Raw genomic sequence first — 13,718 nt, forward strand, 5'->3', positions numbered from 1 at the left:
AGTAGGACGCCGCCGGAACAAACATTCCGGTCGAGGCCCCAACCAGCACATGGTTGGGGCCTCCCACATTTAACAACCAAACCCCAACACCACGGTGCCGGCGCCACCAGGCCCCTAACCACCACCACGGGTTGACCTATCAGATATGGTCCCCAAACACCCCGAACAACAACCACAACCGATAGCGTAACGGTGAGGGACAGACGGGACGGACAAGGCAGGTCCGGTAGAATCGGGGCTCATGAACAGCCTCTTCAGCCACGGCCAGGACCAGCATGGAAGCCCTGTACAGCCCGGCAGTCCGGCGCAGCCCGGTCCTCCTGAGCTCGTCCCGGTCATCGAAACCGTTGTGGTGCCTGGAACCGTAGCCCACGCCTTCGCCGGCTTCACGGACCACACACACCTCTGGTGGCCCCTTGAAGAGCACGGGGCTTACGGGGCAGGGTCCTACGTGGAGTTCGAGGAGAACCTCATCCTGGAGACCGCCGACGATGGCAGGACCAGTATCTGGGGAACCCTTGACGACTGGCAGCCGCCGCTGTCCTTCCACGCCACCTGGCACCCCGGCTCAACGGCGCTGTGGTCCACTGAGCTCCGCGTGGTCTTCAGGGCCGTCGAGGGCGGCGCAGAGGTCAAGGTGCTCCATGAGGGCTGGGAGGGCGCCGAGGATCCCGCTGCCACCCGGGCAGGGTACGTTGCGGCGTGGCCGCTGATCCTGGCCCGCTACTCCCGCTTTATGGGGTCGGCCGGCTAGGACACCACAGCTAGGGTTTCGTTGGCGGGATGGCCGTGCTGGTGCGGATGACAAAGTCCGTGGGGTATTCGTAGTCGGGCGCAGGGATGGGTGCTGCATCGGCGTCGGAGTTCCAGGCCGTATCCAGCAGCTCAAGCGCCGTTGTAGCGGCGAGCTTGCCCTGGCCGCGGGGATTCTGGTCGATGGTGGTCAACCCGAAGGCCTCGCCAAGTTCATGCCCGTCCAGGCCTACCACGGAGATGTCCCGGGGGACCTGGAGGCCGAAGTCCCTGGCCGCGAGGATGGTGCCCACCGCCATCTCATCCGACGCCGCGAAAACCGCTGTTGGCCGTTCGGAAGCCGTCCCCAGAAGCCGCTTGGCGGCCGTATATGCCCCCTGGATGGTGAAGTCCGCCGCGACCTGCCAGTCCGGATGGACCGGCAGGCCCGCGGCCGCCATCGCAGCCTGGTATCCGCTGAGGCGGATGCCCGGAAGCTTGAAGTCCCGGTTCAATTCAGTGTCCCCGGTCATATGCGCAATCCGCGTGTGCCCCAGCCGGATGAGGTGTTCGGTGACGAGCCGCGCAAGGCGGGCATCGTCGATCCTGATGGAGGCCGCACCGGGCAGGGCGCCGCCGATCGCCACGAGGGGCCTGCGGACGGCCAGGAGCTGCATGATCTCCGCCTCGCTGAGCACCAGGGCAACGGCGATCACGGCATCCAGGCGCTTCCGCAGCAGGAAGTCGCTCAGGACGCTGTTCCTGCGCTCCGTCTGTTCGCCCACGTTATAGAGGGTGAGGTCGTAGCCGGCATCCAGCAGGGTCTCGGAGACGCCCTCCAGCACGGAGGCGAAGTACCAGCGCTGCACATAGGGCACCACCAGGCCGATGTTGTAGTTCCGCCCGGACGCCAGGCTGGCGGCGTGGTACGACGGGACGAAGCCCAGCTCCTGCGCTGCCCTGCGGGCCCGCTCCCGGCTCTTGGCCGAAACATTGGCCTTGCCGCTGAGCGCCCGCGAAACCGTGGCCACCGACAGGCCGGCCCGGTCCGCAACCTCTTTGATCCCCGGCATGCTAGTCCGTTGCGCCGCCCTGCCCCAGCGCAATCCAGGCCGTTTCGCCGGAAGCGAGCCAGCCGTCGGTTCCGTCGGCGGCGCTGCGGACCAGGACCTGGCCTGCAGGCAGCTCCAGCGGTTCGTGGTTAAGGTTCATCAGCACCAGCGTAGTCCCGTTGACGTAGCCCAGCGCGGATCCGCTGCACCAGTCTTCTGCCCAGAGCAGCGAGCCGCGGCCCAGGTCCAGGTTGCGGCGGAGTGCCAGGGTTTCCTTGTAGAGGGAAAGGTGCGACGCCGGTGATCCGGTCTGCAGGTCACGCGCCAGGGCGGCAAACGAGTCGGGGAAGGGGAGCCACGGGTCAGCCCCTGGTCCAAAGCCGAGGTGGGGTTCTGCTGCACGCCATGGCAGTGGGATCCGGCAGCCGTCCCGGCCCAGGCGTTCGCCGCCGGTCCGGGCAAAAGTGGGATCCTGGCGGAGCTGCTCGGGAATGTCGATACCGTCAGGCAGTCCCAGTTCTTCACCCTGATAGAGGTACGCGGCGCCCGGCAGGCCCAGCATAAACACGGACGCAGCCGCAGCACGGCGCCTGCCCAGGGCAACGTCCGGCTGCGGGTCTGCGGGGCCGATGCCGTCCCCGCCGCGCGGTCCCTGCCCGTTGTAGCCGAACCGGCTCGCGTGGCGGACCACGTCATGGTTGGACAGGACCCAGGTGCTGGGCGCGCCAACAGCGTCCAGCGCCACCAGCGAATCGGTGATGACACCGCGGAGGCGGTGGATGTCCAGGCCTGCATGCAGGTAGGGGAAGTTGAATGCCTGCTGCATTTCATCCGGCCGCACCCAGTCGGCCAACCTGGGCAGCGGGTCCACGTTGGCTTCGGCACAAAGGATGCGGTCGTGGCCGTATTCGTTGAGGATTGCCCGCCAGCGGCGGTAGATGTCATGCAGGGCGGGCTGCCCGAACATGGGCGCTGCAGAACCCGGGAAGCCTTCGCTGCTGCTGCCGTCCGCGCGGCCGCCCCAGGCGGGCAAACCTGCCGCCTTGACCAGCGCGTGGGCCACGTCCACCCTGAACCCGGACACGCCGCGGTCCAGCCAGAAGCGGAGGACCCGCTCGAACTCGGCATGGACGGCGGGGTTGTCCCAGTTGAAATCCGGCTGGGAGGAATCGAAGAGGTGCAGGTACCACTGTTCCGGGCGGCCGTCGGTGCCAATGATGCGGGTCCAGGCCGGGCCGCCGAAGTGCGACTCCCAGTTGTTGGGCGGCTCGTTGCCGTCAGGGCCGCTGCCGTCACGGAAAATGAACATGTCCCGTTCGGGGCTGCCTGCGGACGCCTGCACGGCTGCCTGGAAGGCGACGTGCTGGTCCGAGCAGTGGTTGGGCACAAGGTCCACAATCACGCGGAGCCCCAGCCGGTGGGATTCGGCCATCATCACGTCGAAGTCGGTGAGGGTGCCGAAGATGGGGTCCACGTCGCAGTAGTCGCTGACGTCGTACCCGGCGTCGCGCTGGGGCGAGCGGTAGAACGGGGACAGCCAGACGGCGTCCACCCCCAGGTCCGCGAGCTGCGGCAGCTCCTCGGTGATGCCTGCGAGGTCGCCTACGCCGTCACCATTGAGGTCGCGGAATGACCGTGGGTACACCTGGTAGATCACGGCGGAGCGCCACCATCCGGGGATGGTATCGGCAGAGTGGATCAGCGTGAGCGGGCCCGCCGCCAGGGTGGTGTCCGGTGTCACAGTTTCGACAGTCATGAGAGTTACCTTAGAGCAGAATCCGGATTAAATGAAAGCGCTTCCAGTCTGGTTTGCAGGGCCTATTGATAGTTGAAGCCATCCGCGCAGGTCAGGAGCTGGAAGCGCTTGCATCCGAGCCTGCGTCCACCACCGGCGCTCAACCTAGACTGGGTGGAGACGTGCGACGGCGGATGGAGGCTTTGTGGAAAGCGTGGTTGAGGAATTGGTGGCTGCCGTCGGGGCAGCTCAGGTGGACACCGCCGAAGGGACCCTGCGGCGGTACGCGGTGGACCAGGCGCCCATCATCGACTTCCACCTTCCCGTGGCCGTGGTGTTCCCGGCGTCGGTACCTGAGGTCCAGGCGGTGGTGCGTGCCTGCGCCGCCGCGAATGTGGCGCTGGTGCCCCGCGGAGCGGGGACGGGTGTGTCCGGCGGTGCCCATGCCACGCGCGGCTGCGTGGTCCTCTCCCTGGAACGGCTGGACCGGATCCTGGACCTGAGCCCCGACGATGAAACGGCAACAGTGGAACCGGGGGTCATCAACGCCGTGCTTAATGAGGCCGCGGCCACCCACGGGCTGATGTACGCGCCGGACCCTGCAAGCTACCGCAGTTCCACCATCGGCGGGAACGTGGCTACCAACGCCGGCGGTCTCCGCTGTGCCAAGTACGGCGTCACCCGGGACTCGGTGCTGGCCCTGGACGTTGTCCTGGCCGACGGCTCGCTGATCCACACCGGCCACCAGACGTTCAAGGGCGTGGCGGGCTATGACCTGACCGGGCTTTTTGTTGGCTCCGAGGGAACGCTCGGGATTGTGGTGGGCATCACCGTCCGGCTGAAGTACCTGCCGCAGGAGGTGCACACCGTGGCCGCCTTCTACCCCGACTTCAAGCGCGCCGCAGCGGGTGTCCTCGCCGTGGGCCGGGCCCGGGTCCAGCCGGCCATCATGGAACTGCTCGACGGCGGGACGCTGGCGCAGCTGGACGAAATCCACGGCTCGGACCTCAGCGCACGCGGCAGCTCCCTCCTCCTCGTCCAGACGGACGGCTTCGGCGCTGCAGCTGAAGCAGCCAGGATCCGGCAGGTTCTGCAGGACAGCGGCGCGGTGGTGACCACTGAGGAGAGCGCCGAAGCGCAGCGTCTGGTGGAACTGCGACGGCACAGCCGGGGCGCCGAGGTGGACGACCAGTACCGGGTGGGCGAGGATGTCGCCGTCCCGCGCTCACGGCTGGTGGACTATGTGGCGGCCCTGGAAGCCATGGCCGGGGAGCACAGGGTGCACCTGAAGGTTGTTGCGCACGCCGGCGACGGCAACCTGCACCCCACGTTCTGGGTGGACCGGGAGGAGACGGGTGTTGATGCCGGAGCCCTGGCCCGCCTGGAACGGGTGCTGGACGAATCGGTGACGGCCGCGCTGGCCATGGGCGGCACCATCACGGGTGAGCATGGCGTGGGCCAGTACAAGCTGCGCTGGCTGGGCCAGGAGCAGGCTGAACCCGTGCGGGAGCTCCAGCACAGGATCAAGGCGCTGTTCGACCCCGCCGGGATACTGAACCCCGGCAAGGCAATCTAGCCTTCCGTCATCCCAACTGGGTCGCAGTTGTTGTCGTTTTGAGGGCCCAAAACGACAACAACTGCGACCTAGTTGGGGGCTGACCCCCGGCCCTGCGGGAGGGCTCAGTGAGGGAGGGCTCAGTCGTCGGCGTCGGGGTATTCGCTGTCCGCTCCGTAGCGGGACTCCTCGGTCTCCACTTCGAGGATCTTGAGCATCCCGGTGTCCGGGTTGAGCATGATCGCTGCCTCGTCGCGGCGGTGCCGCAGGATGGAGTCGATGTAGGACTGCACGGCTTCGGCGAGCGGGATGTGGCGTTCCTGCTTCTCCGACATGTACCAGCGGTGCTCCAGGACCTCGTGCACGGCTTCCGCCGGTTCCAGTTTGCCGGACAGGTCCCGGGGTATGGAGCGGACAATGGGTTCGAAGATCTGGCTGACCCAGAGGTGGGCGCTGTATTCCTCGTCCATGTCCGGGTTGTTGTCGGCCCGGAACGAGTCCATGTCGTTCAGCAGCCGTCGTGCCTGGTTTTCCTGGGCATCCAGCCCGGTGAGGCGCAGCAGCCGCCGCATGTGGTGGCCGGCGTCCACCACCTTGGGCTGCAGCTGGATGGTGGTCCCGTTCTGGGTGGTCTTGATGGCATATTCTTCAACGTCGAATCCCAGTTCGTTGAGCCGCCGGATCCGGGCACCCACCCGCCACCGCTCGCCAAGTTCAAAGGATTCCTTTTCCGTCAGCTCAGTCCAGAGCCGCCGGTAGCTGTCCATGATGAGTTCGCTGGTGGCCACGGGGTCCACTTTTTCCTCGATCAGGCCGCCGTCGAGCAGGTCCATCAGTTCACCGGCGATGTTCACCCGGGCGATTTCGAGGTCGTACTCACGCTGGCCGGTGGACAGGTCCGGGTAGAGCTCGCCGGTTTCGGCGTCGACCAGGTAGGCCGCGAAAGCGCCGGCGTCGCGGCGGAACAGCGTGTTGGACAGGGATACGTCGCCCCAGTAGAAGCCGATCAGGTGCAGCCGGACCATCAGGAGCGCCTGGGCGTCGATCAGCCGCGTCAGGGTGTCCTTGCGCAGCATCTGCGAGAACAATGCGCGGTACGGCATGGAGAACTTCAGGTGCCGGGTCACCAGCACCGGGTTGAGGGGGCGGCCGTCCATGGTGGTCCGGCCGGTGATGACGGCGACGGGTTCCACGCAGGGGACATCCAGCCGCGCCAGTTTGCGGAGCATGTGGTATTCGTGCCGGGCCACGTGCTCGGACGTTTCCTTGATGGCAATCACGGAACCGCCCAGATGGGCGAAGCGCACAATGTGCCGGGAGATGCCGCGGGGCAGCGCCGCGAGGTTTTCCGCCGGCCAGTCCTCCAGGGCGATGTGCCACGGAAGGTCCAGCAACTCGGGGTCCGCGGCCGCGGCCGTGATGTTCAGGGAACTGGAGACCGAGGCCGCTTTATCGTCGTCCGCGCTGGCCGCCACAAACCGCGGCAGTTTTCCGATCTGCGCGTAGTCGGTGGGTTCATCGTGCCACTGGGCGCTGTTTTCCTCGGTCATGGCTCAATTCTTCCGTACTTTGCGGTGTTGGGCTAAACATCGGGTTAAACGGCCGACGGCGGCCCCTCCAGTGAAGGGGCCGCCGCCGGTTACAGAACGAATCAGTCGCCGAGACGCAGACCGGTCTTGGTGTCGAACAGGTGCACGTGGCCCGACTGCGGCCGGACGTAGAGGGTCTCGCCCTTCAGCGGAGGACGGCGACCGTCGACGCGTGCCACGATGTCGTGGTCCTTGCCGTCGAGCGTGGTGTGGCCGTAGACGTAGGCGTCGGCGCCGAGTTCTTCAACGACGTCGACCTCGACCTTGAGGCCCTCACCCTGCGGTGCGGTCTCGAGGTCTTCCGGACGGGAACCAACGGTGACCGTGCTGCCGTGGGCTTCTTCGAGGATGTTGCGCGGCACGGGGTAAACCGTTCCACCGAACTGGACGCCGCCGTCGACGACGGGCAGTTCGAGCAGGTTCATGGCGGGGGAGCCGATGAAGCCGGCGACAAACACGTTCTTCGGGCGGTCGTACAGGTTGCGCGGGGTGTCGACCTGCATCAGCAGGCCGTCCTTCAGCACAGCCACGCGGTCACCCATGGTCATTGCCTCGACCTGGTCGTGGGTCACGTAGACCGTGGTGACGCCCAGGCGGCGGGTCAGGGACGCGATCTGCGTACGGGTCTGGACACGGAGCTTGGCGTCCAGGTTGGAGAGCGGCTCATCCATGAGGAAGACCTGCGGGTTACGCACAATGGCGCGGCCCATGGCAACACGCTGGCGCTGGCCACCGGAAAGTGCCTTCGGCTTGCGGTCCAGGTACGGCTCAAGGTCAAGAAGCTTTGCTGCTTCACGGACACGCTCGGCGCGCTCTTCCTTGGAAACGCCGGCGATCTTCAGGGCGAAGCCCATGTTGTCGGCAACCGTCATGTGCGGGTACAGCGCGTAGTTCTGGAAAACCATCGCGATGTCGCGGTCCTTCGGCGGAACGTCGGTGACGTCGCGGTCGCCAATGAGGATACGGCCTGCGTTGACATCCTCAAGGCCTGCGAGCATGCGCAGGGAGGTGGACTTACCGCAACCGGAGGGTCCAACGAGGACGAGGAATTCGCCATCGGCGATGTCGATGTTGAGCTTATCGACGGCGGGCTTTTCTGTGCCCGGGTACAGACGCGTAGCGTTATCAAAAGTAACTGTAGCCACAGTTATCAATCCCTTCACCGGCAGGTACGTGCCGGACGATCCGTTGTGAATGGTTCATGTTTGTTCAGTTTTGTTTTGCACCACTGCCATCCGGCTAGCGCCAGGAGGCAGTGGGTAATGCCGCACGGTGTTTGTGCGCCACATCACAAGCAAGAGTATGCCAGACGCTGCCCGTTTTGTTGTCTTTGTTACGAACGTCACACGTGAGGTTCGGCACGGCGTCAGCTGCCGGTGCGTCCTGGATCCTCTTCGGCAACGGCCAGGCTGCGTTCCTGCAGGAGTGTTTCGAGGAGTTCCGCCACATGGATGGGGGCCTCCACACGGAACTGTGCCCCGGTGAAGTCGAAACCCACCTTGATGCCAACGTCCCCGGGTTCGAGCCGGGCCAGCGCATCCTCGTCGGTGGTGTCATCCCCGGCAAACAGCACCGCAGTGGCTCCGGTGATCTGGCGCAGGAAGGTTACCCCCTCACCCTTGGAGGCGTTGACGACTGACGTTTCCAGGACGCGTTTCCCATCCTTGAGGAACACCCCCTTGCGGTCCTGCAGCAGGGACCGGGCAGCGGCCACAGCATCCTCGGCGACGTCATCGGCCGCGAGCCGGGTGTGGAGCACCACGCCCGCCGGTTTGTCCTCGAGCATGGTGCCCGGTGCCACGGCGACGATTTCGGCGAGCGCGCTGCGGACCTCGGCCAGCAGTTCCGCCTGCGCCGCGTCCAGCGTGAGGCCGGCGGAACCGGGGCCCAGCCAGGCCTCGGCGCCGTGGCTGCCGATCAGCAGGGAGTCCACAGGTGGCGAGGCGACCACCCTTAGGCTGGCGAGTGCGCGCCCGGAGATGAGTGCCGTCGTCGTGCGCGGCAGGACGGCGAGTCCTGCGAACGCCGCAGCCGACCGTGGCAGCGGCCGGGCGTCGTCCGCGTGGCCCACTATCGGCGCCATAGTGCCGTCGAAGTCCAGGGCCACCAGCAGGTGTTCCGTGCGGGCAATTTCGCGGAGGGCTGCACGGAGTTCAGGGGACAGGGCCAGGGGGCCCTGGCCGGGGCGGGCCTCAGGTGTCATCGCGGATGACCTTCTCGTTCAGGGCCTGCAGGAAATCCGCTGACCAGTGGTCGACGTCGTGCTCCAAAATCTGCTTGCGCATGGACTTCATCCGGCGGGAGGCTTCCCGGGCCGGCATGTCCACGGCGGTCATGATGGCGCTCTTGAGGCCGTCAATATCGTGCGGGTTCATCAGCAGCGCCTGCTTGAGCTGGTCCGCCGCCCCGGCGAACTCGCTGAGGACCAGCGCCCCGTCGTTATTGTTCCGGGCCGTGACGTATTCCTTGGCCACCAGGTTCATCCCGTCCCGCAGCGCGGTGACCAGCATAACGTCCGCGGCCAGGTACAGGGCCACCATTTCCTCCACCGGGTAGCTGTGGTGCAGGTAGCGGACGGCGGTGTTTTCCAGGGTGTCGTAGGTGCCGTTGATGTGGCCCACGGTACCCTCCACCTCTTCGCGGAGCAGGCGGTACTGCTCCACGCGCTCCCGGCTCGGCGAGGCAACCTGGATCAGGGTGGCGTCGGCGACGGAAAGCTTGCCGTCCGCCAGGAGCTCCTCAAAGGCCTTGAGCCGGTGCCTGATCCCCTTGGTGTAGTCCAGCCGGTCAACACCCAGCAGGATGGTTTTGGGGTTGCCCAGGTCCTGCCGGATCTGGCGCGCCCGTTCAATGATGTCCGGCCGGCCGGCCAGTTCGCTGATCTGCTGGACGTCGATGGAAATGGGGAACGCCTGGGCGCGGGCGATGTGCGTGATTTCGCCGTCGCCGTCCTTGACGTGGACCTGCTGCTGCTTGACGCTGGCGCCAAGGAAGCGGCGGGCCGAGCGCATGAAGTTTCCGGCGTCGCTGGCGCGCTGGAAGCCCACCAGGTCCGCGCCGAGCAGCCCGTCGATGATGGCCTGCCGCCAAGGGAGCTGGGCGAAGATCTCCGGGGGCGGGAAGGGGATGTGGTTAAAGAATCCGATCCGCAGGTCCGGGCGGACCTTCCGCAGCATCCGTGGCACCAGCTGCAGCTGGTAGTCCTGGACCCAAACGGTGGCGTTTGTGTCAGCATGGCGGACGACGGCGTCGGCGAACCTTTGGTTGACCTTGCGGTAGGCGTCCCACCAGGTCCGGTGGAATTCCGGGGGTGCGATGACGTCGTGGTAGAGCGGCCAGAGGGTCGCGTTGGAGAAGCCCTCATAGTAGAGCTCCACCTCGTCGTCGCTGAGCTGGACGGGGACAAGGTCCATGCCGCCGTGGCTGAACGGTTCCAGCGTTTCGTCGGGGGCACCGTGCCAGCCCACCCAGGCGCCGTCTGTTTTACCCATCATGGGTGCCAGGGCCGTCACCAGTCCACCGGGGGAGCGACGCCACCCCGAGCCGTCGTCGCCGTTGTCGCCCGGAGCGCAACGGTCCACCGGCAGCCTGTTGGACACCACCATAAAGTCGTATTTCGTGGCGTCGCCGTGCGCGGAACCGGTGGTTCCTGGCCGGGATTTGGCGGCGGATTTGTCCTGGACGGGTGATTGCATTGCGGCCCCCTGGGGTTGCTTGTGCTCTCAGGCAACCCTAACGGGGCGGGGTCATCCGTGCTATTCATCCGTTGGGCAACCCGGCGGAATGGTTGAAAGCGCAAGCTCCCAGCTTTCTCCCCTAAAATGGTGGAGTTGCCACTGAGTGGTCCCCCCACGTCGATCGACCCAAGGAACACATGAGCCCCGCAAATGAAGTACGGAAGTCCAAGGCTGAGCGCACCGCGGAGGCGCGCGAGAAGGCCCGGATGATCCGCGAAGCCCAGCTGAAGAAGGAGCGGCGGAACAAGCTGCTGATCGGCTGGGGCATCGTCGCGGCCGTGGTGGCCATCCTGGTCATCGTGGGGCTGGTGGTCACCACCTCGCTCAAGCAGAACACGCCGATCGCGGACCAGGGACCGGTCCCCACCAGCGCCAACACCAACGGCGGCGTGACCCTGCTGGCGAACACCGAGGTCAAGGCCGCCGACGGCGGCTCCGTGGACATGGCCAACCTGCCGGCCAAGCCCGAGACCCTGCCCAGCCCGCTGGTCGCCCCCGGCGCCGAAGCCGAGACCGGCCAGCCCGTCAAGGTTGTTGCGTACGTTGACTTCATCTGCCCCGTCTGCAAGCGGTTCGAGGACACCTACAACGAGGCCCTCACCGGGCTCCGCAACGAAGGCAAAATCTCCCTCGAATACCGCCCGCTGGGCTTCCTGGACCGCCAGTCCAGCACCAACTACTCCTCACGTGCCGCCAACGCCGCCGCTTGCGTCGCGGACAAGGCTCCGGACAAGTACGGCGAATACGTGGACACCCTTTTCACTAACCAGCCCGCTGAAGGTGGCGCCGGCCTTTCCGATGACAAGCTGAAGTCCCTGGCCAGCGACATCGGCGCGGACATCGGCAGCTGCGTGGACGACAAAACGTTCCGCCCGTACGTCAAGTACGCCACCGGCCTGGCCGCCAACACCGGCATCAGCGGCACGCCCACCATCTTTGTGGACGGCAAGCAGTGGGACGGTACCACCGACCTGAATGCCGACATCCAGGCTGCGATCGACGCCAAGGCCTGATCCGCCCGAAGTACCCAAGGCCCGCTCCCGGTTTTCTCCGGGGGCGGGTTTTTGCGCAGGGCCTGCCGGACGCAAGCGTTTTTACCACCGGTGGGACTTTGGGCTACCCTTATCCAGTGCCGTTCAGGCGTTGCCCCATTGGGGGTGTGCCTCCTTAGCTCAGTTGGCCAGAGCACCGCTCTTGTAAAGCGGGGGTCGTCGGTTCGAATCCGACAGGAGGCTCCAACGGAGCCCTCCGTTCCGGCGATTCTGCCGGAACGGAGGGCTTTTCCTTTTCCCGGAAGCAGCCGGTCCCGCTGGTGCCCGATCCTGTCCGGCAATGTGGGCTAGGGTCAGTGCAACAAACCTTCGTGAAGGGTCGCCACCGGATGTCCGTGCGCACCGGGCGAAGGGTGCCGCCGGTACCCGCAGCCACCCGGCAAAGTTTCGCTGACTGGGCCTTTTTTGTGCTCGGCGGCGTGTCAGCCGTCTGGCTTGCCGCCGTCCTGGTCCGGGAGAGCTTCCTCTTCGGCTGGTGGCAGTTGCTCTTCCTCGTGGGGTTCTGGGTGGCGCTTGCCTACCTGGTGCTGCCCCGGCTGCACAGCATCCTGACCCGGATCTACGTCCCCGACTACTTCATCGGCCGGGCCCGGACCAGCGACGGGTTGCTGGGCGACCCGGTCAACCTCGCCCTCCTCGGCTCCGAAGCCCAGCTCCACACCGCCATGCAGGGCGCCGCGTGGATCCGTGCCGACGACCTGTCGTTCCGGACCGGGTTCCGCATTGTGAAGTCCACCGTCCTGCGGCGCAGCTACCTGGCCGCGCCCGTCAGCCCGCTCCTTCTGTTTGGCCGCAGGCAGGACTTCGCGTACCAGCAGGAAGTGGACGGCAGCCCCGGCAAACGACACCATGTCCGGTTCTGGCGCGCCCCCGCGGGGTGGTTGCTGCCCGGCGGCATCAGCGCCGATTGGCTCGCCGCCGGCACCTATGACCGGAGCGTGGGCTTTTCGCTTTTTACGCTGCAGGTCACCCACAAGATCGCGCCGGACACCGATGTGGAACGGGACCATATCGTGGCTACTGTCCTTGCCGCGCAGGGGGACGCGACGGTGAGCGTCATCCGCGATTTTTCCACCGGATACCACGCGCGCAACGGCGGCGGCGATGCCATAGTTACCGACGGCGACCTGCCCATCCTTGACCTGCGCCAGCTGGCTGCCGGCACCGCGGAGCCTGACCAGGGCACGGACAGCCGCGACCGGCGCCCCGCGCCGGTGGTGGTGGGCGCGGTCATGACCGCCGTCAGCGCGCTCGCCTCGATCCTCACCGGCATCGTGCAGCTGCTGGACGCGCCCATCACCGCCGCCGACACCGACCCTGGACTGGGGCCGCTCGCCACCGTGGTGGTACAGGTCGCGGCGTCCGCCGTGATCGCCGTGGGGGTGGTGATGGCGCTGCTCGCCTGGCGGGTCTTCCTGGGCAGTGCCCGGGCCAGGTCCGCCGTGATGCTGCTCAGCGTGCTCTCCATCGCAGCCCTCGTCACCGCGTCTGAGTCCGGCAACCCGGATGACGTGCGGCAGAACCTGTGGAGCGTGGCGCTGACGGTGCTGGTGCTGCTGGCGCTTTCCAGCGACAGGGCAACCACCTACGTGAACCGCCGGCGCAAGGCGCCCAAACGGATCTCGGGGCTGCCCGGCGGAACGGCCCCGTTCTAGCTGCGCAGGCCTTGCCCGGGGCCCCGCCCTGCGCCGCGCTTTCCCTTCCCGGGACGCACCTTCCGGCGGTACTCTGGGACCCGCCAGCACCACGACCGGACAGGAGTGCCAATGCCCAAGACCGGCAAGAACCACCACGCCCTGAAGAAGGAGCTGCCGTCCACCCTGCAGCGCTCCGGCCAGGAAGCCCAGGACACTTTCGCCAAAACCTACGACTCGGCCATGGAGTCCTACAACGACGAAGGCCGCGCCGCGCGGACGGCGTTCGCCGCCCTCAAGCACAGCCACGAAAAGGTGGCCGACCATTGGGAGCCCAAAGCGGAGAACGGCCCGTCGGACGAACGGGCGGAGCAGGGCGGTTTGTCGGATAAACCCACAGCCGGCGGTGTGGACGCCAACGCCTCCAAGGCCCACCTCTATAAGCTCGCGAAGGAACTCGACGTCGCCGGCCGCTCCACCATGGGCAAGGACCAACTGGTCCAGGCCCTACGGAAAGCCAACGACTCCGCCACGCGCAGGGCCAGCGGCGGCTAGCGGTTCCCAGCTGACCAGGGCGCCCCGCCAACTGGCCCTTGCCGTTCCGCCCGCCAGGGTGTCGAATCAGAAGACAC

The 13,718-nt window shown here is 66.5% G+C and carries 11 protein-coding genes and 1 tRNA gene; 6 read left to right on the plus strand and 6 right to left on the minus strand.

Annotation, left to right across the window (positions count from 1 at the left end; translation table 11 throughout):
- The first annotated feature begins 241 nt into the window (after window positions 1-241).
- Entirely contained in the window at window positions 242-754 is a 513-nt protein-coding gene (locus ACU18_RS14195) for a hypothetical protein (RefSeq protein WP_050686550.1), read from the plus strand.
- A 10-nt stretch (window positions 755-764) separates the two neighbouring features.
- Here ACU18_RS14195 and ACU18_RS14200 read toward each other — a convergent pair whose 3' ends face one another.
- On the minus strand, window positions 765-1,805 hold the full coding sequence (locus ACU18_RS14200; protein WP_050686551.1) for a LacI family DNA-binding transcriptional regulator: 1,041 nt from the start codon (window positions 1,803-1,805) through the stop codon (window positions 765-767).
- Between the two features lies 1 nt (window position 1,806).
- Window positions 1,807-3,540: a glycoside hydrolase family 13 protein gene (locus tag ACU18_RS14205; RefSeq protein ID WP_050686552.1), complete on the minus strand. Its 1,734-nt coding sequence runs from the start codon at window positions 3,538-3,540 to the stop codon at window positions 1,807-1,809.
- Window positions 3,541-3,724: 184 nt separating this feature from the next.
- On the opposite strand from ACU18_RS14205, the gene ACU18_RS14210 reads away from it, so the two are divergent.
- Window positions 3,725-5,095, plus strand: coding sequence for an FAD-binding oxidoreductase (locus ACU18_RS14210; RefSeq protein ID WP_050686553.1), 1,371 nt, complete (start codon window positions 3,725-3,727; stop codon window positions 5,093-5,095).
- 119 nt (window positions 5,096-5,214) lie between these two features.
- Here ACU18_RS14210 and ACU18_RS14215 read toward each other — a convergent pair whose 3' ends face one another.
- From ACU18_RS14215 to ACU18_RS14230, 4 genes are all read right to left on the minus strand, one after another.
- On the minus strand, window positions 5,215-6,624 hold the full coding sequence (locus ACU18_RS14215; RefSeq protein WP_050686554.1) for a DUF4032 domain-containing protein: 1,410 nt from the start codon (window positions 6,622-6,624) through the stop codon (window positions 5,215-5,217).
- A gap of 101 nt (window positions 6,625-6,725) precedes the next feature.
- Window positions 6,726-7,808 (minus strand): ABC transporter ATP-binding protein, encoded by a 1,083-nt coding sequence (locus tag ACU18_RS14220; RefSeq protein WP_050686555.1) that lies wholly within the window; start codon window positions 7,806-7,808, stop codon window positions 6,726-6,728.
- Window positions 7,809-8,029: 221 nt separating this feature from the next.
- The gene (otsB, locus tag ACU18_RS14225) at window positions 8,030-8,866 is read right to left on the minus strand and encodes a trehalose-phosphatase (protein ID WP_050686556.1); all 837 of its coding nucleotides are present in this window, start codon (window positions 8,864-8,866) and stop codon (window positions 8,030-8,032) included.
- Window positions 8,856-10,358, minus strand: a complete 1,503-nt coding sequence (locus tag ACU18_RS14230) for an alpha,alpha-trehalose-phosphate synthase (UDP-forming) (protein WP_050686557.1) — start codon at window positions 10,356-10,358, stop codon at window positions 8,856-8,858. Before ACU18_RS14230 ends, otsB begins: the two co-directional genes overlap by 11 nt.
- Before the next feature lie 179 nt (window positions 10,359-10,537).
- On the opposite strand from ACU18_RS14230, the gene ACU18_RS14235 reads away from it, so the two are divergent.
- The 4 genes from ACU18_RS14235 to ACU18_RS14250 all read left to right on the plus strand — a co-directional run bounded on the left by ACU18_RS14235 (window position 10,538) and on the right by ACU18_RS14250 (window position 13,641).
- Complete coding sequence (locus ACU18_RS14235) at window positions 10,538-11,413, plus strand: DsbA family protein (protein ID WP_050686558.1); 876 nt, start codon at window positions 10,538-10,540, stop codon at window positions 11,411-11,413.
- A 148-nt stretch (window positions 11,414-11,561) separates the two neighbouring features.
- A tRNA-Thr gene (locus tag ACU18_RS14240) sits at window positions 11,562-11,638 on the plus strand.
- 143 nt (window positions 11,639-11,781) lie between these two features.
- Entirely contained in the window at window positions 11,782-13,107 is a 1,326-nt protein-coding gene (locus ACU18_RS14245; RefSeq protein WP_082178345.1) for an LssY C-terminal domain-containing protein, read from the plus strand.
- A 111-nt stretch (window positions 13,108-13,218) separates the two neighbouring features.
- Window positions 13,219-13,641: a ChaB family protein gene (locus ACU18_RS14250; RefSeq protein WP_050686561.1), complete on the plus strand. Its 423-nt coding sequence runs from the start codon at window positions 13,219-13,221 to the stop codon at window positions 13,639-13,641.
- Window positions 13,642-13,718: the final 77 nt, after the last annotated feature.

Source organism: Arthrobacter sp. ZBG10 (assembly GCF_001238605.1).
GTDB lineage: Bacteria > Actinomycetota > Actinomycetes > Actinomycetales > Micrococcaceae > Arthrobacter.